Annotated in this window: 23 protein-coding genes; 15 read left to right on the top strand and 8 right to left on the bottom strand. The window is 70.0% G+C overall.

Annotation, left to right across the window (positions count from 1 at the left end; all coding sequences use genetic code 11):
* Positions 1–44 precede the first annotated feature (44 nt).
* Positions 45–1,094, top strand: a complete 1,050-nt coding sequence (locus I8E28_RS18520) for an alcohol dehydrogenase (protein WP_200789686.1) — start codon at positions 45–47, stop codon at positions 1,092–1,094.
* Here I8E28_RS18520 and I8E28_RS18515 read toward each other — a convergent pair.
* Genes I8E28_RS18515 through I8E28_RS18500 form a run of 4 tightly spaced genes read right to left on the bottom strand, consistent with a single transcriptional unit; the run spans position 1,091 to position 5,155 of the window.
* Positions 1,091–2,131 carry a VWA domain-containing protein gene (locus I8E28_RS18515; RefSeq protein ID WP_200789685.1) on the bottom strand — a complete coding sequence of 347 codons (1,041 nt, stop codon included), beginning with the start codon at positions 2,129–2,131 and terminating at the stop codon, positions 1,091–1,093. The genes I8E28_RS18520 and I8E28_RS18515 overlap by 4 nt on opposite strands.
* A gap of 13 nt (positions 2,132–2,144) precedes the next feature.
* The gene (locus I8E28_RS18510; protein WP_200789684.1) at positions 2,145–3,131 is read right to left on the bottom strand and encodes a DUF58 domain-containing protein; all 987 of its coding nucleotides are present in this window, start codon (positions 3,129–3,131) and stop codon (positions 2,145–2,147) included.
* On the bottom strand, positions 3,112–4,119 hold the full coding sequence (locus I8E28_RS18505; protein ID WP_200789683.1) for an AAA family ATPase: 1,008 nt from the start codon (positions 4,117–4,119) through the stop codon (positions 3,112–3,114). Before I8E28_RS18505 ends, I8E28_RS18510 begins: the two co-directional genes overlap by 20 nt.
* A 34-nt stretch (positions 4,120–4,153) precedes the next feature.
* Positions 4,154–5,155: a S1C family serine protease gene (locus tag I8E28_RS18500; protein ID WP_200789682.1), complete on the bottom strand. Its 1,002-nt coding sequence runs from the start codon at positions 5,153–5,155 to the stop codon at positions 4,154–4,156.
* Between the two features lie 119 nt (positions 5,156–5,274).
* Here I8E28_RS18500 and I8E28_RS18495 point away from each other — a divergent pair, with 119 nt between their 5' ends.
* From I8E28_RS18495 to I8E28_RS18470, 6 genes are all read left to right on the top strand, one after another.
* The gene (locus I8E28_RS18495; protein ID WP_200789681.1) at positions 5,275–6,117 is read left to right on the top strand and encodes a TatD family hydrolase; all 843 of its coding nucleotides are present in this window, start codon (positions 5,275–5,277) and stop codon (positions 6,115–6,117) included.
* A gap of 7 nt (positions 6,118–6,124) precedes the next feature.
* On the top strand, positions 6,125–6,874 hold the full coding sequence (locus I8E28_RS18490) for a class I SAM-dependent methyltransferase (protein WP_200789680.1): 750 nt from the start codon (positions 6,125–6,127) through the stop codon (positions 6,872–6,874).
* A 7-nt stretch (positions 6,875–6,881) separates the two neighbouring features.
* Positions 6,882–8,678 carry a type IV pilus assembly ATPase TfpB gene (gene tfpB / locus I8E28_RS18485; protein ID WP_200789679.1) on the top strand — a complete coding sequence of 599 codons (1,797 nt, stop codon included), beginning with the start codon at positions 6,882–6,884 and terminating at the stop codon, positions 8,676–8,678.
* Between the two features lie 101 nt (positions 8,679–8,779).
* Positions 8,780–9,268, top strand: coding sequence for a tripartite tricarboxylate transporter TctB family protein (locus I8E28_RS18480; RefSeq protein ID WP_200789678.1), 489 nt, complete (start codon positions 8,780–8,782; stop codon positions 9,266–9,268).
* Positions 9,269–9,275: 7 nt separating this feature from the next.
* The gene (locus I8E28_RS18475) at positions 9,276–10,790 is read left to right on the top strand and encodes a tripartite tricarboxylate transporter permease (protein WP_200789677.1); all 1,515 of its coding nucleotides are present in this window, start codon (positions 9,276–9,278) and stop codon (positions 10,788–10,790) included.
* A 72-nt stretch (positions 10,791–10,862) separates the two neighbouring features.
* Positions 10,863–11,723 carry a DMT family transporter gene (locus tag I8E28_RS18470; protein ID WP_200790450.1) on the top strand — a complete coding sequence of 287 codons (861 nt, stop codon included), beginning with the start codon at positions 10,863–10,865 and terminating at the stop codon, positions 11,721–11,723.
* Between the two features lie 3 nt (positions 11,724–11,726).
* Here I8E28_RS18470 and I8E28_RS18465 read toward each other — a convergent pair whose 3' ends face one another.
* Both I8E28_RS18465 and I8E28_RS18460 read right to left on the bottom strand, forming a co-directional pair.
* Positions 11,727–12,680: a M48 family metalloprotease gene (locus tag I8E28_RS18465; RefSeq protein ID WP_200789676.1), complete on the bottom strand. Its 954-nt coding sequence runs from the start codon at positions 12,678–12,680 to the stop codon at positions 11,727–11,729.
* Entirely contained in the window at positions 12,677–13,234 is a 558-nt protein-coding gene (locus I8E28_RS18460; RefSeq protein WP_200789675.1) for an SH3 domain-containing protein, read from the bottom strand. Before I8E28_RS18460 ends, I8E28_RS18465 begins: the two co-directional genes overlap by 4 nt.
* 39 nt (positions 13,235–13,273) lie before the next feature.
* Between I8E28_RS18460 and I8E28_RS18455 the strand changes: the two genes are divergently transcribed.
* Positions 13,274–14,071 (top strand): SDR family oxidoreductase, encoded by a 798-nt coding sequence (locus tag I8E28_RS18455; protein ID WP_200789674.1) that lies wholly within the window; start codon positions 13,274–13,276, stop codon positions 14,069–14,071.
* Between the two features lie 7 nt (positions 14,072–14,078).
* Here the strand turns inward: I8E28_RS18455 and I8E28_RS18450 are convergent, their stop codons facing one another.
* Positions 14,079–14,777 carry an FCD domain-containing protein gene (locus tag I8E28_RS18450; RefSeq protein WP_200789673.1) on the bottom strand — a complete coding sequence of 233 codons (699 nt, stop codon included), beginning with the start codon at positions 14,775–14,777 and terminating at the stop codon, positions 14,079–14,081.
* A 142-nt stretch (positions 14,778–14,919) separates the two neighbouring features.
* Here I8E28_RS18450 and I8E28_RS20795 point away from each other — a divergent pair, with 142 nt between their 5' ends.
* Genes I8E28_RS20795 through I8E28_RS18415 form a run of 7 tightly spaced genes read left to right on the top strand, consistent with a single transcriptional unit; the run spans position 14,920 to position 20,299 of the window.
* Positions 14,920–15,729: an ABC transporter permease subunit gene (locus tag I8E28_RS20795; RefSeq protein ID WP_200789672.1), complete on the top strand. Its 810-nt coding sequence runs from the start codon at positions 14,920–14,922 to the stop codon at positions 15,727–15,729.
* The gene (locus I8E28_RS18440) at positions 15,726–16,541 is read left to right on the top strand and encodes an ABC transporter permease (RefSeq protein ID WP_200789671.1); all 816 of its coding nucleotides are present in this window, start codon (positions 15,726–15,728) and stop codon (positions 16,539–16,541) included. The genes I8E28_RS20795 and I8E28_RS18440 overlap by 4 nt, the downstream gene beginning before the upstream one ends.
* Positions 16,538–17,296, top strand: a complete 759-nt coding sequence (locus I8E28_RS18435) for an ABC transporter ATP-binding protein (RefSeq protein WP_200789670.1) — start codon at positions 16,538–16,540, stop codon at positions 17,294–17,296. Before I8E28_RS18440 ends, I8E28_RS18435 begins: the two co-directional genes overlap by 4 nt.
* Complete coding sequence (locus I8E28_RS18430; protein ID WP_200789669.1) at positions 17,293–17,631, top strand: hypothetical protein; 339 nt, start codon at positions 17,293–17,295, stop codon at positions 17,629–17,631. The genes I8E28_RS18435 and I8E28_RS18430 overlap by 4 nt, the downstream gene beginning before the upstream one ends.
* 2 nt (positions 17,632–17,633) lie before the next feature.
* The gene (locus I8E28_RS18425; protein ID WP_200789668.1) at positions 17,634–18,686 is read left to right on the top strand and encodes an ABC transporter substrate-binding protein; all 1,053 of its coding nucleotides are present in this window, start codon (positions 17,634–17,636) and stop codon (positions 18,684–18,686) included.
* Positions 18,687–18,708: 22 nt separating this feature from the next.
* Positions 18,709–19,362, top strand: coding sequence for an RraA family protein (locus I8E28_RS18420; protein ID WP_200789667.1), 654 nt, complete (start codon positions 18,709–18,711; stop codon positions 19,360–19,362).
* A 7-nt stretch (positions 19,363–19,369) separates the two neighbouring features.
* Positions 19,370–20,299 carry a sugar kinase gene (locus I8E28_RS18415; protein ID WP_200789666.1) on the top strand — a complete coding sequence of 310 codons (930 nt, stop codon included), beginning with the start codon at positions 19,370–19,372 and terminating at the stop codon, positions 20,297–20,299.
* 22 nt (positions 20,300–20,321) lie between these two features.
* Here I8E28_RS18415 and I8E28_RS18410 read toward each other — a convergent pair whose 3' ends face one another.
* Entirely contained in the window at positions 20,322–21,221 is a 900-nt protein-coding gene (locus I8E28_RS18410; protein ID WP_200789665.1) for a DMT family transporter, read from the bottom strand.
* Between the last annotated feature and the right edge of the window lie 42 nt (positions 21,222–21,263).

The following is a 21,263-nucleotide window of genomic DNA, read 5'->3' as shown; positions in this document are numbered from 1 at the left end:
TCCCACCGCGCGCCCACACTGGCTTCCGACCACCAGGAGCCGCCATGGACAGCTGGGACATCGTCGACTGGGGCCAGCCCCTGCAACACCGCCTCCGCGAGGCGCCGGTCCCCACCGGCGAGCAGGTGCTGGTGCGCGTCACGCATTGCGGCGTCTGCCACACCGACGTGCACGTGCAGGAAGGCTTCTTCGACCTCGGCGGCGGCCAGCGCATGTCGTTCGCCGAGCGCGGCTTCCCGCTGCCGCTGACGCCGGGGCACGAGATCGTCGGTGAGGTTCTCGCGGCGGGCGAGGGCGCGCAGGGCGTTGCCATCGGCTCGCGCGTGCTGGTGAATCCCTGGCTCGGGTGCGGCGTGTGCGCGCTGTGCCGCTCGGACCAGGACAACCTGTGCGCCAAGGGGCGTGCGCTGGGCGTGAACCTGCCCGGTGGCTTCGCTTCGCACGTGCTGGTGCCGCGGCCCAAGTACCTGGTCGACATCGCCGGCCTCGATCCCGCGCTGGCCGCGCCGCTGGCCTGCTCCGGCGTGACGACCTACCGCGCCGCGAAGAAGCTGCAGCCGATCGACCCGCAGGAATGGGTCGGCATCGTCGGCTGCGGCGGTCTGGGGCTGGCGGCGATCTCGGCGCTGAGCGCGCTCGGGCACGAACGCATCCTGGCCTGCGACCTCGATGCGAAGAAGACCGAGGTGGCCCTCGCCTGGGGCGCGCAGGCGTCCTGCACGATCGAGGCCGACGCGGCGAAGCGCATCACCGGGGCGGCGGGCGGGCCGCTGTATGGGCTGCTCGATTTCGTCGGCAGCGACGCGACAGCCGCCTTGTCACAGGCCGTGCTGCGCAAGGGCGGTCGCTACGTGGTTTGCGGGCTGTTCGGCGGCCAGCTGAAGGCGTCGACCGCGATGCTGGCCCTTCGCGAACAGTCGGTGCAGGGCTCGTACTGCGGCAGCCCGCAGGACCTGCGGGAACTCGTTGCGCTGGCACGGGCCGGCAAGCTGCGGCTGGGCAACGTGAAACCGCGGCCGATGGCCGAAGCGCAGCAGGGGCTGGAGGATCTGGCCGCCGGCCGCGTGATCGGCCGGCAGGTCCTTGTCGCCTAGAGGATGCGGTTGAACCAGAGGAGGGAGAGCGCCGCTGCGACCAGCGACAGCCCCGCGGCGACCAGCGCGAACAGCGCCGACACCTCGGTTTCCTTCTTCTCCACGGTGAGCTTGGAGCTCAGCGTGTTGTAGACCTTCTTCAGGTCCTGCGCCGTGCCGGCGTAGAAGTACTCGGCGCTGGTCTTGTTGGCGATCTGCTTGAGCGTTTCCTCGTCCAGCCGCACCCGCATGGACCAGCCCTCGAAGCCGATGGTCTCGCCGTCGACGGTGCCGATGCCCACCGTGTAGACGCGCACGCCGCGGTCGGCGGCCATCTTGGCGGCTTCGAGCGGGTCGACGCCGGTGGTGCGCTGGCCGTCGGTGAGCATGATGATCGCGGCCGAGTTGTACGAGCCCGGCGCGACCGGCGTGAACTCCTTCTTCTCCTTGTGCTCGCCGTCGATGGCGAAGCCGCGCGGCCGCTCGCGGCCGACCTGCAGCGCGGCCAGCTCGATGCCTTGGTCGGGGAACAGGGTGGCCAGCGAGATCACGATGGCGTTGCCGGTGGCCGTGGCGCGCTGCAGCTGGAAGCGATCGATCGCGGTGACGAGGTCTTCGCGGTTGACGGTGGGCAGTTGCGCCACCTGCGCCGAACCGGCGAACGCCACGATGCCGACCTTCACGTGCCGCGGGAGCTCGGCGAGGAAGGCCTTGGCGGCGGCCTGCGCGGCTTCCAGCCGGCTGGGCTGCACGTCGGTGGCGCGCATGCTGCCCGAGACGTCCATCGCCAGGATGATGGTCTGCTGCTGCGACGGCAGCGTGATCACCGCGGTCGGCCGGGCGGCGGCCAGCAGCATCGTGACCAGCGCGAGGAAGAACAGCACGGGTGGCACGTGGCGGCGCCAGCCCGGGCCCTTGCCCATCGCTTCCTTCACGATCGACAGCGATGCGTAGCGCACCGCCATCTTCTTCTTGCGCCGCAACAGCCACAGGTAGAGCAGCACCAGCAGCGGCGCCAGCAGCAGCAGCCACAGGAACTCGGGCCAGAGGAATTGCATGGACGTCTTCCTTCTAGGCGACTTGCTTGAGGTGCGCGGGCAGGCTGCCCGACGACAGGCGCGAACGCCGCTTGCGCATCTCGGTGAAGCGGACCAGCGCCTGCGCCAGGTCCGCATCGGTGGACAGTTCCAGCGCATCGACGCCGGCAGCCGCGAGGCCTTCGCGCAGGTCGGCCTCGCGCTGGGCCGCGATCGTGGCAAAGCGGCGGCGGAATGCCGGATCGTGCGTGTCGACGAGCACCTGCTCGCCGGTCTCGGCATCGCGCAGCGTCAGCAGGCCCAGGTCGGGTAGCTGCAGCTCCAACGGATCGAGCACGCGCACGGCGACGACTTCGTGCCGCTGCGCCAGCAGGCCCAGCGCGCGCTCCCAGCCGGGCTCGCTGATGAAGTCGGACACGACGAACAGCGTCGAGCGCCGCTTGATCAGGGAAGCCGCGGCGTCGAGCAAGTCCTTGAGCTTGGTCGGGCCGGCCTCTGCCGCCAGGGGCCGCTGCTGCATCGCGTGCATCAGGTGCAGCACGTGGCGGCGGCCGCCGCGCGTCGGGATGACCGTGTCCACGCCGCTGCCGTACAGCATGGCGCCAACGCGGTTGCCGTGGCGCGTGAGCATGCGCGCGAGCACCGCCACGAAATCGCTGGAGACGTTGCGCTTGCGTTGCTCGCCGGACCCGAAGTCCACCGAGGGGCTCAGGTCCAGCAGGAACCAGGCCGCCATCTCGCGGTCCTCGGTGAAGACGCGCACGTGCGGCAAGCCGGTGCGCGCCGTCACGTTCCAGTCGATGTGGCGCACGTCGTCCTGGTGCTGGTACTCGCGCAGGTCCGCGAGGTCCAGGCCGGTGCCACGCATCAGCGTGCGGTAGTCGCCCTGCAGCAGGCCGTCCAGGCGGCGGATGACCGTCCATTCCAGGCGGCGCAGCACCGCCTCGGCACCCGCAACGGGGGCCGCCGGCGGCTCCGCGACGGGCGCCGCCTTCGGGGACCTACGCAGCCAGTTTTTCATGTTCCAGCGGCCGCGCCGGCTGCGGGATCTTGCCCATGATGTGGGCCACGATCGCGTCGGCGTTCAGGCCTTCCGACAGCGCCTCGTACGACAGCACCAGGCGGTGGCGCAGCACGTCCGGCACGAGGTCGCCCATGTCCTCCGGCAGTGCGTAGGTGCGGCCGCGGAGCATCGCGAGCGCCCGGGCGCCTTCCGTGAGGTTGATCGTGGCGCGCGGGCTGGCGCCGAACGTGATGAAGCGCTTGAGGTCCTTCAGCCCGTGCTTCTCGGGCGTGCGCGTGGCCGACACCAGCCGCACCGCGTACTGCACCAGCGAAGGATCGACGTAGACGCGCCGGCATTCGTGCTGCAGCGCGGCGAGCTGCTCGGTGGTGGCGACGGCGCTGACGTCCACCGACGGGCCGGTGACGCGCTCGACGATGACGTACTCCTCCTCGTCGGTGGGGTAGTCGACCAGCACCTTCATCATGAAGCGGTCCACCTGCGCCTCGGGCAGCGGGTAGGTGCCCTCGGTCTCGATCGGGTTCTGCGTCGCCATCACGAGGAAGGGATTCGGCACCTTGTGCGTCTCGCCGGCAATGGTGACCTGGCGCTCCTGCATCACTTCCAGCAGGGCGCTCTGCACCTTGGCCGGCGCGCGGTTGATCTCGTCGGCCAGCAGCAGGTTGGTGAACACCGGGCCGAGCGAGGTCGTGAAGTCGCCGCTCTTCTGGTTGTAGATGCGCGTGCCCACCAGGTCGGACGGCACGAGGTCGGGCGTGAACTGGATGCGCTTGAAGCTGCCGCGCACGGTGCTCGCCAGCGTCTTGACCGTCAGCGTCTTGGCGAGGCCAGGCACCCCTTCGACGAGCAGGTGGCCCTGCGCGAGCATCGCCACCATCACGCGTTCGAGGAAGCGGTCCTGGCCGACGACCACGCGCTTGACCTCGTAGAGGATCTGCTCCATGAGCTTGGCGGTCGCGCTGTCCTGGCGGGTGTTGATGTCCATCGGGGTCGGTCCTCGCGGAAGGGTGGAGGGAAGCTCAGAACGGCGGCAAGCCGGCGGCCGTGGCGGCGTTCTCGATCGGCACGGCGAAGCCGATACCCAGGAACGTGCGCGCCGGCGTCGGGTTGAGGATGGCGGTGACGATGCCTACCACCTCGCCGTCCATGGTGACCAGCGGGCCGCCGGAGTTGCCCGGGTTGGCCGCCGCGTCGAACTGGATCAGGTTGTTCATCTCCTGCTTGCCCTCGGGCGAGCGGAACGAGCGCTTCAGGCCCGACACGACGCCGCCGGAGGCCGACGGGCCGATGCCGAACGGGTAGCCGACGGCGAGCACCTTGTCGCCGGGTTGCAGGTCGCCGGTCGATCGCATCGTGGCGGCGATCATGTCGTCGGGAATCTTGGCGGCCTGCAGCACCGCGAGGTCGTTCTCGGGCTGGATGCCGGTGATCGTCGCGCTCGACTCGAGCCCATCGAAGAAGGTGACCTTCACCTTGTCGGCGCCGGACACCACGTGCAGGTTGGTGAGGATGACGCCCTTGTCGACGATCACGACGCCGGTGCCGACACCGGCCTCGATTTCGTCCTCGTCGCCGGCCAGGTCGCCTTGCGCCGGACCCAGCGGCTTCGGCTTGGCGCCGTGCGGGCTCCTGGGAATGTCGGCGTCCCTGAGCCGGCTGCGCTTGACGTAGCTGACGACGCGGACCACCGAGGGACGGATGTTGTTGTAGGCCCGCGAGTATTCGGACGGCAGGACCTGCGTCTCCAGCGTCTTGAGCACCGCCGCGTTGATGTCCTGCTGCGTGAGCTTGCGCTGGCCCGGACGCATGCCGAGCGACAGGCTCACGGCCAGCAGCGCCGACAGCAGCGCGATCGCGGCCCACAGCAACGCGGGACTCGATGCGCTGAAACGGCGGCGGCGTGCGGGCTGCGGTGCGTCGGACGCGGCGGCGGCCTGCGTCGCAAGGTCGGGCTGCGCGGTGGCGGGAGCCTGCTGCGCAGGAGCCGATCGCCTGGAGCTGTAGAGAGCTGGCCTGCGCATCGGAGGAACCTTCTGTCGGTGGGCCGGCTCGGGGACAAGCCACCCTGTGACGACGCACGGTAGCACGGTTTGCGGGGTGCTGCACGGCCCGAAGGGGTGGCGTCCGGCATCATCGCGCGATGGCCTCGCTGGTCGACACCCACTGCCACCTCGACGCGCCGGAATTCGCGCACGACACCACGGATGTGCGAGCCCGCGCGCGCGCCGCCGGCGTGTGTCACTGTGTGCTACCGGCGGTGGCGCCGTCGAATTTCGCGGCGGTCCGCGAGCTGGCGCATGCGCATGGCGACAGCTACGCGCTGGGCATCCATCCGCTGTGCACGCCGGACGCGAGCGACGACGACCTGCTGCGGCTCGACCGTGCGCTGGCCGAGCAGGCCGGCGACCCGCGCCTCGTCGCGGTGGGCGAGATCGGGCTCGACTTCTTCGTGCCAGGACTCGATGCCGGCAAGCAGGAACACTTCTACGCGAGCCAGTTGGAACTCGCGCGCCGCCACCGCCTGCCCGTGATCCTGCATGTGCGCCGCTCCGCCGACCGGCTGCTCAAGCACTTGCGCGCCGACTCGCCGGGCGGCATCGCGCATGCGTTCAACGGCAGCGACCAGCAGGCGCGGCAGTTCGTCGATCTCGGCTTCAGGCTCGGCTTCGGCGGCGCGGTGACGTACGACCGCGCATTGCAACTGCGCCGGCTCGCCACGACGCTTCCGGCCAGCGCGCTGGTGCTGGAAACCGATTCGCCCGACATCCCGCCGCACTGGCTCTACCGCACCGCCGCGCAGCGCGACGCGGGCGAGGTGCAGGGCCGCAACGAGCCCCGCGAGTTGCCGCGCATCGCGCAGGTCGTGGCGGGCTTGCGCGGCGTGCAACTCGACGAGCTTGCCGGCGTGACGACCGCGAACGCGATCGCCGCGCTGCCCCGGCTCGGGGCCCTGCTGGAAGCCTCCTCCGCCGCCTTGCGATGATCGGGGGATGAGTTCCCCCGCGCCCCTGCCCGAAGTCCACTTCTCCGACTTCGGCGACGTCCGCTACCTGCACCTGGGCTCCGACTGGGTGCAGGGGTCGATGCGCAAGGACGACCCGTTCGCGATCCACCTCGAGTACGTGCAGCGCATGATGGCCTGGCTGCTGTTCGTCGATCCGGCGAGCGTGCCCAGGCGGCACGCGATGCAGCTGGGGCTGGGCGCCGCCTCGCTGACCAAGTTCTGCCACCGCAAGCTGCGGATGAAGACGACGGCGATCGAGCTGAACCCGCAGGTGGTGGCCGCCTGCCGCCTGTGGTTCAAGCTTCCGCGCGACGACAGCCGGCTCTCCGTCGTGCTCGGCGATGCGGCCGAAGTGGTGGCGCACGAGCACTGGCGCGGACAGGTCGATGCACTGCAGGTCGACCTGTACGACCACGAGGCCGCGGCGCCCGTGCTGGACAGCCAGGCCTTCTATGCCGACTGCCGGCGCCTGCTGACCGCGGACGGCTGCATGACCGTCAACCTGTTCGGCCGCTCGTCCAGCTACGAGCGCAGCGTCTCGCGCATCCAGGCGGCGTTCGGGGCCGACTGCGTCTGGGCGTTCCGGCCCACCCGCGAGGGCAACACCGTGGTGCTCGCGCTGCGCGAGCCCTACCACCCGGCCCGTGGCGAACTCGCCGCACGGGCGGACGAAATCCGGAGCCGCTGGGACCTGCCGGCGCCCAAGTGGTTGCGGGTGCTCAAGCCTGTGGAATGATGGCGGGATGAGCCCATCCGCCGCCCGTTCCAAGTCGCTGGCGAGGTCCCCGCACATGGGACCGCTCGACTGGCGCACGCTCGTCGAATGGCTGAGCGAGGACGCGGTGATCAGCCCGGAGGAGGCCCGCCGCACCATCGCCCGCTGCGCGCAGGCCGAGAGCTCCCAACACCCGCTGGTCCGTCTCGCCGCCGTGGCGATGACCCGCGCCAGCGACGGCAAGCCGCTGGACATCGAGACGCTCGCCCAGTACGTCGCGCAGCGCTCCGGACTGGACTACCTGCGGATCGACCCGCTGAAGGTCGACGTCGGCCGCGTGTCCGATGCGATGGGCGCCGCCTACGCCGAACGCCACCGCATCCTGCCGGTGCAGGTCACCACGGCAGAACTGGTGGTCGCGACCGCCGAGCCCTTCATCACCGACTGGGTGGCCGAGATCGAGCGGCAGTCGCGCCGCACGGTGCGCCGCGTGATGGCCAACCCGCAGGACATCACCCGCTTCACGGCCGAGTTCTTCGCGCTGGCCAGGTCGGTGCGCGCGGCGCAGAAGTCCGGCGGCAACTCGGGCGGCGCCAGCTTCGAGCAGCTGGTCGAGCTGGGCAAGAGCAACAAGCAGCTGGACGCCAACGACCAGGGCGTCGTGCAGGTCGTCGACTGGCTGTGGACGTACGCGTTCGACCAGCGCGCCAGCGACATCCACCTGGAGCCGCGGCGCGAGCAGGGCGTGATCCGGTTCCGCATCGACGGCGTGCTGCACCCGGTCTACCAGATGCCCATGGGCGTGCTCAACGCCATGATCGCGCGCATCAAGCTGCTGGGCCGCATGGACGTGGTCGAGAAGCGGCGGCCCCTGGACGGCCGCATCAAGACGCGCAACCCGCGCGGCGACGAAGTGGAAATGCGCCTGTCCACGCTGCCCACCGCGTTCGGCGAGAAGATGGTCATGCGCATCTTCGACCCAGACACCGCGGTCAAGGACCTGGACGCGCTGGGCTTCTCGCCGCACGACGCGCAGCGCTGGGAGCAGCTGGTCGCGCGGCCGCACGGCATCGTGCTGGTCACCGGCCCCACCGGCTCCGGCAAGACCACCACGCTGTATTCGACGCTCAAGCGCCTCGCGACCGAGGAGGTGAACGTCAGCACGGTCGAGGACCCGATCGAGATGATCGAGCCGGCGTTCAACCAGACGCAGGTGCAGCAGCAGATCGACCTGGGGTTCGCCGAAGGGCTGCGAGCGCTCATGCGGCAGGACCCGGACATCATCATGGTCGGCGAGATCCGCGACCTCGAAACCGCCGAGATGGCGGTGCAGGCGGCGCTCACCGGCCACCTGGTGTTCACCACGCTGCACACCAACGACGCGCCCTCGGCCGTCACGCGGCTGATGGAGCTCGGCGTGCCCAACTACCTGATCAACGCGACGCTGCTCGGCGTGCTCGCCCAGCGGCTGGTGCGCACCCTGTGCAAGCAGTGCCGCCAGGCCGACCCGGACGCGCCCAAGGATCCCGTGGAAGAGGTGGTCCGTCCCTGGAAGCTCACCGGCGGCTGGCGCCCGTACCGCCCGGTCGGCTGCGTCGAATGCCGGATGACCGGCTTCCTGGGCCGGATGGGCCTGTACGAACTGCTGACCGTCAGCGAGGCGTTCAAGGAGCGGGTGTCCAAGGAGCCGTCCATCGATGCGCTGCGCCGCCAGGCCATCGCCGACGGCATGCGCCCGCTGCGCCTGGCCGGCGCCTTGCGGGTCGCGGAAGGGCTGACGACCCTCGAAGAGGTGCTGACGGCCACGCCGCCCCTGGAACGCTGAGCCAGCGCCGGGGCGTGGAAACCAGTACGTGAAACCCACACGGCCCTGACCCGCGGCTGACCTCCAGAATCGTCCGTTTTGCAGCATCGAAGGAGACGAGCTTGCGGATCAAGAGCCAGAAGGACTTCTTCGCCGGCCTGATGTTCACGATCGCGGGCGTGGCTTTCGCCTGGGGCGCGACCCACTACACCATTGGCAACGGCGCCCGCATGGGCCCGGGGTACTTCCCGCTGATGCTGGGGATCCTGCTCGCGATCCTGGGCCTGGTCGTCGTGTTCGGATCGCTGGTCGTGGAGACCGAGGACGGGGAACCGGTGGGCGCCATCGCCTGGCGGCCGCTGGGATTCATCATCGGGTCGAACATCCTGTTCGGCGTGTTGCTGGCCGGCGTGCCCTCGCTGGGCATCCCGGCGTTCGGCCTCATCGTCGCCATCTACGGACTCACCTTCGTCGCCGCCCTGGCGGGCGACGAATTCAAGGCCAAGGAGGTGGCGATCCTGGCCACCGTGCTGGCCGTCGGCAGCTACCTGGCCTTCGTCGTCCTGCTGAAACTGCAGTTCCCGGTGTGGCCTTCCTTCATCGCGGGTTGAACACGCCATGGACCTGATCAACAACCTTTCCATCGGCTTCGGCGTGGCCTTCACGCCGATCAACCTGATGTACGCCTTCGCCGGCTGCCTGCTGGGCACGCTGATCGGCGTGCTGCCCGGCGTCGGCCCGGTGGCCACCATCGCCATGCTGCTGCCGGCCACCTATGCGCTGCCGCCCGTGTCGGCGCTGATCATGCTGGCCGGCATCTACTACGGCGCGCAGTACGGCGGCTCCACCACCGCGATCCTGGTGAACCTGCCGGGCGAATCGTCCTCGGTGGTGACAGTCATCGACGGCTACCAGATGGCGCGCCAGGGCCGCGCGGGTCCCGCGCTGGCCGCCGCCGGCCTGGGCTCGTTCTTCGCCGGTTGCTGCGGCACGCTGATCCTGGCCGCGTTCGCCGCGCCGCTGACCGAAGTCGCGTTCAAGTTCGGCCCCGCCGAGTACTTCTCGCTGATGGTGCTGGGCCTGATCGGCGCCGTGGTGCTGGCCTCCGGCTCGCTCGTGAAGGCGGTATCGATGATCGTGCTGGGCCTGCTGCTGGGGCTGATCGGCACCGACGTCAACTCCGGCGTCGCCCGCTACTCGTTCGACATCCCCGAGCTCACCGACGGCATCGGCTTCATCGTGATCGCGATGGGCGTGTTCGGCTACGGCGAGATCATCAGCAACCTGTCCAAGCACGCCGACGAGCGCGAGGTGTTCACCTCCAAGGTCAAGGGCCTGATGCCGACCAAGGAGGACTTCCGCAACATGATCCCGGCGGTGCTGCGCGGCACCGCGCTGGGCGCGGGCCTGGGCATCCTGCCCGGCGGCGGCGCGCTGCTGTCCGCCTTCGCGGCCTACACCATCGAGAAGAAGACGCCGCTGCGCCCGGGCGAGGTGCCGTTCGGCAAGGGCAACATCCGCGGCGTCGCGGCGCCCGAGTCGGCCAACAACGCGGGGTCGCAGACCTCGTTCATCCCGCTGCTCACGCTGGGCATCCCGCCCAATGCCGTGATGGCGCTGATGGTCGGCGCGATGACCATCCACAACATCCAGCCGGGCCCGCAGGTGATGACCAGCAACCCGGAGCTGTTCTGGGGCCTGATCGCCTCGATGTGGATCGGCAACGCGATGCTGGTGATCCTGAACCTGCCGCTGATCGGCATCTGGATCAAGCTGCTGACGGTGCCCTACCGCTGGCTGTTCCCCGCCATCGTGCTGTTCTGCGCCATCGGCGTGTACTCGACGAACAACAACACGTGGGACGTCTGGATGGTCGCCCTCTTCGGCATCGTCGGCTACATGTTCATCAAGCTCGGGGCCGAACCCGCGCCGCTGCTGCTCGGGTTCATCCTCGGGCCGATGATGGAGGAGAACCTGCGGCGCACGCTGCTGCTGTCGCGCGGCGACTGGGGCGTGCTGGTCACGCGTCCGCTGTCCGCGGGCCTGCTGGCCGCCGCCGTCCTGCTGCTGGTCATCGTGCTGCTGCCGTCGATCAAGAAGAAGCGCGAGGACGTCTTCGTCGAAGAGGACTGACCGCCGGGTGACAATCGCGGCTTGACCGCCACCGCTGCACCCGACAAATCCAACCTCGCGCCCGGACTGCTGATGGCAGTCACGGGCGCGATCTGCTTTTCGGGCAAGGCGATCATCGTCAAGCTCGCCTACCGCCACGGCGTCGACGCGGTGACGCTGATCATGCTGCGCATGCTGTTCGCGCTGCCGCTGTTCCTGGCGATGGCCTGGTGGGCCAGCCGCGGGCAGCCACCGCTGCGTGGCCGCGAGTGGGCGGGTGTCGTCGGCCTGGGCTTCCTCGGCTACTACCTCTCCAGCTTCCTCGACTTCGCCGGCCTCCAGTACGTCACCGCGTCGTTCGAGCGCCTGGTCCTGTACCTCAACCCGACGCTGGTGCTGCTGCTCGGGTGGCTGCTGTATCGCAAGCAGGTGCGGCGCCTGCAGGTGCTTGGCATGGCCATCAGCTACTCGGGCGTGCTGCTGGTGTTCGGCCACGAGATCGGCACCGTCGGCGGCAACGTGGTGCTGGGCGCGACGCTGGTGTTCGCCAGCGCCGTCACCTACGCGATCTACCTGGTCTACAGCGGGCAGCTGGTGCAGCGCCTTGGGTCGCTGCGGCTGGTGGGACTGGCCAGCACCGTGGCGTGCGTGTGCTGCATCGTGCAGTTCGTCGTGCTGCGTCCGTTGGACACCGCCTTGGCGGTCGCGCCCGAGGTGATCTGGTTGTCCGTCCTCAATGCGACGCTGTGCACGGCCGTGCCGGTGCTGCTGGTGATGATGGCCATCGAGCGCATCGGGCCGGCGCTGTCCGCGCAGACCGGCATGGTCGGCCCGCTGTCGACCATCCTGATGGGCGTGCTGCTGCTGGGCGAGCCGTTCACCGGCTGGGTCGCCGCCGGCACGGCGCTGGTCATCGCGGGCATCTACGTGTTCACCCGCGCCGCCCAGCGCTGAGCGTCAGCGCTTCGCGGTGCCGGCCGGCGCGAGCCGCTGCGCGATCTTCACGCTCGGCTTGCCCGACAGCGGGTCGAGCCGGTGGCCCATTGCCTGCCCCAGCAACTCCAGCCGCTGCTGCGCGGGCGGGTGGGTGGAGAGCGACAGCGCGAACAGCGGGTTGTCCGGCGCCTGCACGCGCAACTGCTGCAGCACGCCGGGCAAGCCGTACGGATCGAATCCCGAGCGCGCGGCCAGCGTGACACCCGTGCGGTCGGCCTGGAACTCGTCGGCCTGGTCGAGGCCGCTCGAGTACAGGTTCTTGCCCAGCGCCAGCAGCTGCTGCGACAGCGCGCCGGCGACGGCGTTGTTGGTGCGGATCTGCGACGCGAGCAGCTGCGTGGCCAGGCCTGCGCGCGCCTTGCTGCGCAGCGCGTTCAGGTGGTGGCGCTCCGTGACGTGCGTCACTTCGTGCGCGAGGATGCCGGCGAGCTCCGCTTCGTCGACACGGTCCAGCACGCCCTTGGTGATGAACACGAAGCCGCCCGGCGCGGCGAACGCATTGAAGCCCGGGTCGTCCAGCACGCCGAAGGTCCACGGCAGCGAGGGCCGCGTGGACTGCATCGCGATCCAGCGACCGAGCTGGTTGACGTAGCGCTGCGTCGGCGCGTCCGCCAGCAGCGGCTTGCTGCCCAGCAGGACGGCGGCGAGCTGGCGGCCGATCTCGATCTCCTTGCCTTCGTCGATCTCGCCCTGCGACTGCGACAGCAGCGCGAAGAGGTCGTTGGCCTGCGGCTGTGCCGCCGGTTGCGCGACGACGGGCAGCAGGTTGCCGAGAACGCTGGCCGGCGAGGGCTGGCCGCCGCCCCCCCCAGCGAAGATGGAGCCGAGAGCACCCAGTCCCTTGGACTGCGCGCACGCGGGCAGGGAGACGGCGAGCAGCAAGCCGGCCGTGACGGCGACGAGGGTGCGTTTCATGGCTGGCCTCCTGGCGCGGGTGCGGGCTCCGGCAGCGGATCGACGTGCGCCGTGGCGAGCGATGCTTGCTTCGCGAATTGGCGCGCGTCGGCCTCGGTGGCGCGCAGCGCCTCCATGCGCGAGACGGCCGCCGCATCGGGCTGCGAGCGCGAGATGTCCTCGGCGTCGAGGCCGCGGATGCCGATCGTGGACGTCGACGTGGTGGTCTTCTGCGAGGCCGGCTTGCTGAACAGCGAGGTGAGGCCGCGCATCGCGCCCGTGGCGGCATTGCTGCCGCTGGAGGTTGCCGGCGCGATGTCGAACATGTGCATCCAGCCGACGGTGCCGGCCGGTGCCTTCACCTTCACCCAGGGGCCTTGCCGGTCGCCCAGGCGCGTGACCGCGCTGTCGGCGTCCAGCGTCGCGAGCGTGCGGCCCGTGTCCGCCGGTGCGTCGCGCAGTTCGCTGGCGCGCTTGACGGTCGCTGCCTCTTCCTGGGCCTGGGCGGCGCCTGCCGCGGCCAGCCCCAGGGCCATCACGGCGCATCCCAGCGCCTTGCGTGCGAGCCGTATCATCGTCCGTTCCTCACTCTCCACTCTTGTAGGGACGATTCTATGGACTTGGGTATCGCGGGCCGCTGGGCGCTGGTGTGCGGCGCGAGCAAGGGACTGGGTTTCGGCTGTGCGCAGGCGCTATCCCGTGAAGGAGTTCACGTGCTGCTCGTCGCGCGCGGCGCCCCGGCGTTGCAGGAAGCCGTCGACCGGCTGCTGGCCGACCCGGCGCGCCCCAAGGACGCGCAGGTGTTGCAGGTCGCCGCCGACATCACGACTTCCGAAGGCCGCGCCGCGGTGTTCGCGGTGCGCAAGGACTTCGACATCGTGGTGACGAATGCGGGTGGCCCGCCGCCAGGGAACTTCCGCGACTGGGAGCGGGACACGTGGATCCAGGCGATCGACGCCAACATGCTGGCGCCGATCGAGTTGATCCGCGCGACCGTCGACGGCATGGCGTCGCGCGGCTTCGGCCGCATCGTGAACATCACCTCGGGCGCGGTGAAGGCGCCGATCGGCACGCTGGGCCTGTCCAACGGCGCGCGCACGGGCCTGACGGGATTCATCGCCGGCGTCGCCCGCGAGCAGAAGCTCGCGTCGGCCAACGTCACAATCAACAACCTGCTGCCCGGTGCGTTCGACACCGACCGCCTGCGCGGCAACATGGAGGGTGCGGCGAAGAAGACCGGGCAGACGTTCGAGGCCGTGATGGACGCGCGCCGCAAGACGGTGCCCGCGCAGCGCTACGGGAACGCCGGGGAGTTCGGCGCGATCTGCGCCTTCCTGTGCAGCCAGCAGGCTTCGTACATCGTCGGCCAGAACATCCTGGCCGACGGCGGCGCGTACCCCGGGACGTTCTGAGCGGCGCTCAGGCCGCGCGCCGCCGGGCGTCCGGCGCCGCGGCCGCACCGTCGACGGCGCTGCGGTAGGAATCCAGCGTGTCGCGGATATGCAGCGCCAGCACCTGCTGCGCTTCGTGGGCCGGCGCCTCGCGGATCAGGCGCACGATCGCCGCGTGGTTCTCCTGGCAGTGCCCCACGCGGTCGTTCTCCTCCGGCAGGCGCGCACGCAGGGCCGCGATCTTCGTGGCGACCAACTCGTAGGCCTGCTTCAGGTACGGATTCGCGCAGTGCTCGATCACGATGCGGTGGAAGGCCTGGTCCAGCACCGGGATCGTGCGCCAGTCACCCGCGTCGTGGGCCTGTGCCATCCGGGCGACGTTCGCTTCCAGGTCCGTGACGAGCGCCTGGCGGTCCGCGGCCATCGCGCTGCCGAGAGCCGCCACCTCGACCCACTCGCGGAACAGGCAGATCTCCTCGACCTCGCGCGGCGACAGGGAGAAGACGAAGGTGCCGCGCTGCGGCTGGATGTCGATCAGGCCGTCCCCGCGCAGCCGCAGCAGGGCCTCGCGCACGGGGGTCTTGCTGATGCCCAGTTCGGCGGCGAGCGCCGCCTCCGAGAGTTGCTCGCCCAGCGCATGGCGGCCTTCGACGATGGCGGCGCGGATCCGTTCCTCCGCGAGGTCGGTCAGCGACTTGGGACGTTCCAGCTTCGGGGCGGGGATCACGGCAAGGAAGGGGGTTCGACGCGGATGTTAACCGCGAAAACCCTGTGGCATACGATATCTGGAATCTGATATCTTAGTTGTTGCCCGATCCAGACAGGGCACACGAACACCATGGAGACAACCCTTCCGACCGGGACCCGGCGTGGCTGAACTCGCCGCCGTCTCCCTCCTCCCGCCGAAATTCCCGCGCCTGCGCGCCGCGGCGGCCTTCGCTGCGCCGTTGCTCGCCGCCGTCGTGCTGTGGGAAGCCCTCGTCCGCGCGCTCGACGTGAACCCGCGCGTCTTCCCGAGCGTGGAAGCGGTGCTGCGCGCCGGCTGGGAAACCATCCTCGATGGCACGCTGGTGCACCACATCGCAGCGAGCCTCGGGCGTGTGGCGGTGGGCACCGGGCTCGCGCTGGCGCTGAGCATCCCGCTGGGTGTCGCCATGGGCCTCAGCCGGGGCGTGTCCGCCTTCTTCACGCCGCTGCTGCGCTTCTTCTCGGTGCTGGCGGGCATCGCCTGGATCCCGATCGCCACGCTGTGGTTCGGCTACGGATTCGGGGCGATCACGTTCGTGATCTTCAACGCGGTCTTCTTCGTCGTCGTCTACAACACGCTGCTGGGCGTCAGCAGCATCCCGATCGCGCTTCGACGCGCCGCTGCGTCGCTGGGTGCCGGGCACTGGGCGACCCTGTGGGAGGTCGTGCTGCCCGGCGCGCTGCCCAACATCGTCACCGGCGTGCGCACCGGCCTCGGGTTCGCCTGGCGCGGCCTGATCGCCGCCGAGATGATCGCCACCAACGTCGGCCTGGGCTACATGCTGTTCACCGCGCGCGACTTCTACCGCACCGAGGTGATCGTCTTCGGGATGATCGTCATCGGCCTGCTCTGGCTGCTGCTGGACCGGCTGCTGCTCGCGCCGCTGGAGCGCGCGACGATCGAACGCTGGGGACTGGTGGTGCGCGCATGACGCAGTCGCTGCAGGCCGCCTGGGGCTGGTATGTGCGCACCACGGCGCGCTGGCCCGCCGTCGCCGCGGTCGTTCCCTTCATCCCGGTGGTCGCGCTGTGGGCTGCCGTGGCGGCTTCCGGCATGTTCCCGGCCGCCTTCCTCCCCGGACCCGCGGACGTGGTCCGTTCCTTCGGGGCTCTCGTCTACAAGGGCGTGCTCACCGAATACCTCGCGGACAGCGTCGTGCGGCTGCTCTGGGGTACGACGGTCGGCATGGCGCTCGGCATCCCGCTGGGGCTGCTGGTCGGCCTGAGCGAGCGGGCCCGCCGCGTCACCTGGCCGCTGCTGCTGTTCTTCCAGGCGATCGGCGACATCGCCTGGCTGCCGATCCTGCTGATCTGGTTCGGCTTCAGCCTCACGACGATGACCGTGGTGATCGTCTACACCGTGCTGTTCCCGGTGGTGCTGAACACGGCGCTCGGCGTGCGCTCGGTGCCGGAGGTGCTGTCGCGCGCGGCGCGCAGCCTGGGCGCCTCGACGCCGCGCGTGATCTGGCACGTGATCCTTCCCGGTGCGCTGCCCAACATCATGACCGGCCTGCGCAACGGGCTCGGATTCGGCTGGCGCGCGCTGATCGCCACCGAGATCGTGGTGGGCACCAGCGGCGTCGGCTTCATGATGTTCGACGCCCGCCGTGCCGGCTCGGTCGTCGAGATCCTGGTGGGCATGGTGGTGCTGGGCCTGCTGTGGTGGGTGGTGGACAGCTGGGTGCTGGCACCGATCGAGAAGGCGACCGGCGAACGCTGGGGACTGGTGAGCGCGCAACGATGAAGAGCCTGAACCTCAATCACGTGTCGAAGACCTACTTCGACCCTTACGCCGGCAAGAACGTCAACGCGCTGCGAGACGTCTCGTTCACGCTCGAGCAGGGCGAGTTCGTCGCCATCGTCGGCCCCTCGGGCTGCGGCAAGACGACGCTGCTGAACATGATCGCCGGCTTCCTGCCGCACACGGGTGGCGACATCCTGCTGGATGGCAAGCCCGTGGACGGCCCCGGGCCGGAGCGCGGCGTGGTGTTCCAGTCGTTCGCGCTGTTCCCGTGGAAGACCGTGCTGGACAACGTCGGCTTCGGGCCGAAGATGCGCGGCCTGCCCAAGGCCGAGTGCGACCGCATCGCGCGCGAGTACCTCGAGCTGGCCGGGCTCGGCCACGCCGCCGAGCGCTACCCGAACGAGCTGTCGGGCGGCATGCAGCAGCGCGTGGGCGTCGTGCGCGCTCTCGCGAACAACCCCGAGGTCCTGCTGATGGACGAGCCCTTCGCCAGCGTCGACGCGCAGACGCGCATGACGCTGCAGGAGGAGCTCACGCGCATCTGGCAGGAGCGCCGCCCGACCATCCTGTTCATCACGCACGACGTGGGCGAGGCCGTGTTCCTCGCCGACCGCGTCATCGTGCTGTCCAAGGGCGCCGTGCTGCAGGAGGTCGCGATCGACCTGCCGCGCCCGCGCCACTGGGACACGCTGATCGACGACGACGCGTTCAAGGCGCAGTCGGCGCAGGTGCTGCAACTGGTGCGTTCCGCATGAAGCTGCTGCGCGCGATCTTCCGCACCCCGCGCGGCCGCATCGTGCTGGCGGTGCTGCTGCTGTCGCTGGCCTGGCAGGGGTGGCTCAGTGCCACGGCGCCGGGCAAGGTGGCGCCCGCGGTGCGGGCCGCCGAGGGGCGCAAGGTCAACGTGCTGGTGACGCTGGCGTTCCCGCCCGAGCGGTTCCACGTGCTGTCGTTCCAGAAATTCGGCCGGGTGACCGGCACGCAGGACAACACCGTGGAGCTGCGCGGTGTCAACAAGGCGGACCTGTCTTCCGTCGCCCGGCCGCACTGGGTGACGAAGGTGGAGCCGCTCCCACCCGAAGGAGCTTAGACATGAAGAAGACTTGGATCACAGGGCTGCTGCTCAGCCTGTCCGCCGCCGTCGCGTTCGCGCAGGCGCCCACCAAGGTCAAGGCCGGCTGGGTTGCCGCGGTCGACCAGATCGCCCTGCCGATCGCCCTGGAGCGCGGCTACTTCGAGAAGGAAGGCCTGGACGTCGAGATCGCGCGCCCGTATGCCACCGGCGTCGACGCGCTCAACGCGCTGCAGGCCGGCGAGACCCAGCTGGTGCAGGTCGGCGTGCCGATGATCGGCGCGGTGCTGCGTGGGATGGACCTCGTCGCCGTGGGCAACTACACCGGCAACGCCGCCAAGTTCGGCTCCGACGGCACGCTCGCGATGGTCGCCGGCAAGGACTCCGGCATCACCAAGGACCTGAAGACGCTCAAGGGCAAGAAGATCGCCGCCTCGTTCGGCACGATCAACCACCTGTACACGCTGGCCGTGCTGGAAAAGGCGGGCCTCACCACGCAGGACGTGACGCTGGTGAACACGCCGCCGCCGGACATGACGGTGGCGCTGCTGTCCAAGGGCATCGACGCCTTCGCCTGCTGGGACCCGGTGCCGATCGTGGCCCTGAAGGACGTGCCCGGTGCGGTCGAGGTCTCGCGCGGCGGCGACCTCATCGCCTCCGTCGGCTACAACGTCGGCACGCGCGACTGGGTCGCGAAGAACGGGGCGACGGTGGAGAAGTTCCTGGCCGCCGTCTCGGCCGCCGACCAGTGGATGCGCGCCAACCCGAAGGCGGCCGCGCAGGTGGCGACCCGCTGGATCCCGGGCCTCAAGCCCGAGGTCGCGGAAACCGCGATGCAGTTCAACGTGCAGCAGTCCGACCGCCGCCTGTCCGCCAACAGCTATCGCGCGCTGCACAGCGCGCAGGACCGCCTGCACAAGGGCGGTTTCATCAAGTCGACCTTCGACGTGAACAAGCACCTGGAGCCGAAGTACATCGTGAACGTGATGCAGAAGCGCCCGGAGCTGTTCAAGGACCTGCCGCCGATCCCGGCCAACGCCGCCATCGGTGCCAACTACACGTTCAAGCCCTGACGCGGGCCAAGGAAGTAAGAGCATGACGCAGCAAGAGCTGGTGGAAGGCTTCCGCTCGGTGGCCACCGCCTCGGTCGCCGATGCCGTGGACAAGGTCTGCGGCAAGCGCGGCTACATGGATTCGACGATCAAGCCGCGCATCAACGAGAAGCGCATCGTCGGCCCGGCCGCTACCGTCCTCGAGGCGGCCACCGACGAATTCCTGCCGCCGCAGCACGCGCTGGACCTGATCGACGAGGCCCCCGAAGGCAGCGTCATCGTCATCGCGATCCAGGGCGGCGAGGCGGACGTCGCCGTGTGGGGCGGGCTGATGACGGCGGGCGCGTTCGCCAACGGGCATGCCGGCGCGGTGCTCGATGGCGGCGTGCGCGACCTGGCCGAGATCCGGCGCGACTACGACTTCCCGGTGTTCGCGCGCTCGGTGAGCCCCGGCACCACGCTGGGCCGCTACAAGACGGTGGCCTCGCAGGTGCCGGTGCAGGTGGGCGACGTCATCGTGCATCCCGGCGACCTCATCGTCGCCGACATCGACGGTGTCGTCGTCGTGCCGCAGGCCCAGGCCGCCGAGGTGCTGGCGATGGCGCGGGAGATCGACGAGCGCGAGCTGGAACAGGCCAAGCTGATCGTGGCGGAGAAGTCGCTGCGCAAGGGGCTCGCCAAGTACGGCCGGATCTGAGACGCCGATGACGGGTGCTGCGGACATCCTCGCGCTCGGCGAGGCGATGCTGGAGTTCAACCAGACCGGCGCCGGCGGCGGCCGCCAGTACCTGCAGGGATTCGGCGGCGATACGTCCAACTTCGCCATCGCCGCGGCGCGGCAGGGAGCCCGCGCGGGCTACCTGTCCGCGCTCGGCGACGACGAGCATGGACGCCTGCTGCGCGCGCTGTGGGACCAGGAGGGCGTGGACCACGGCGGCGTCGCCACCGACGCAAGCGCCTACACGGCCGTCTACTTCGTCAACCACGACGAGCGCGGCCACCATTTCAGCTTCATGCGCGCTGGATCCGCCGCCGCGCGCATGCAGCCTTCGAGCCTGCCGCGCGATCGCATCCGGGCCGCGAAGGTGCTGCACCTGTCGGGCATCAGCCTCGCGATCTCGCCGTCAGCTTGCGACACGGCGTATGCGGCCATCGCGACGGCGCGCGAAGCGGGGGTGCAGGTGTCGTTCGACACCAACCTGCGGCTCAAGCTGTGGCCCGTCGACCGCGCACGTGCCGTCATGACCGACGTCATGCGCCTGTGCGACATCCTGCTGCCCAGCCTCGACGACGTGGCGGCGATCACGGGCATCCGCGACCCCGACGCGCTGGTCGACTGGTGCCTGGGCCTCGGTGCGAAGACCGTGGCGCTGAAGCTCGGAGACCAGGGCGCAGTGGTCGCGACGCCGTCGCAGCGCTGGCGCATCGCGCCGCACCCTTGCCGGATGGTCGACGCCACCGGCGCGGGCGACACGTTCGGCGGTGCGTTCATCGCGCGCCTGCTCGCGGGCGACGACCTGCAGCAGGCCGGCCGCTACGCCGCCGTCGCAGCGGCGTTGTCGACGGAGGGCTACGGCGCCGTCGAACCGATCCCGGCGGCAGGGCGCGTCCGCCAGGCGATGGCGGCCGGGTAGCCCGGTGGCAGGGACTGCGCCGTCAGCGGCGCGACGAGACCACGATCCCGCCGACGATCAGCGCGAAGGCCACCGCGTGGTAAGCGTGCGGGAGTTCGCCGAGGAACGCCGCCGACAACAGCGCCGCGAACAGCGGCGTGAGGTTGGAAAAGAAGCCCGCGATGTTCGGGCCCACGCGCTGCACGCCCAGCCCCCAGCTGCGGTAGGCGAGCACCGCCGGGCCGATCGCGATGTAGGCGAGGGCGGCGACCACCGGCCAGCTCCACGCGATGTGCTGCGGGCCCGCGATCCACTCGCCGGCGGCGAACAACCCGGACCAGCCGAGGCCGAACACCATCTGCGCCAGCAGGAACGCGGCCCAGTCGTTGCGCAATTCGGGCGGGTCGCCCGGTCGCACCAGCAGCCAGCTGTAGACCGACCAGGCAGCGGTCGCGAGCAGCACGAAGAAGTCACCCGGGACGAGGCGCACCTGCAGCAGCACGTCCCAGGCGCCGCGGCTCAGGACCACCAGCACGCCGGCGATGGACATCGTGGCGCCGAGCAGTTGCCGCCCCGTGATGCGCTGCCCGAAGAACAGCGCGCCGAGCCCGAGCATCCACGCCGGCATGCTGGCCGCGACCAGCGTCACGTTGAGCGGCGTCGACGTCTTCAGCGCGAGGTACTGCAGCGCGTTGTAGCAACCGACGCCCAGCAGCCCGAGCACCGCATAGCGCTTCCAGTGCGTCCACAGCGGACTGCCGCTGCGCAGGACCCAGCCGGCGAGCGGCAGCAGCAGGACGAGGGCGATCGCCCAGCGCAGGAAGTTGAGCGTGATCGGCGGCACCAGGCCGGACATCACGCGGCCGACGACCGCATTGCCCGCCCACAGCATCGGCGGCAATGTGAGGAGGCCCGCCGTGCGAAGGGTGAGACGTTGCTGCATCCCGCCACTGTACGTGGATGTGCCTGCAGCCCGGCGCGTGCC

It is taken from the genome of Ramlibacter algicola, assembly GCF_016641735.1.
GTDB lineage: Bacteria > Pseudomonadota > Gammaproteobacteria > Burkholderiales > Burkholderiaceae_C > Ramlibacter > Ramlibacter algicola.
This window is presented reverse-complemented; position numbering and strand designations above follow the sequence as displayed.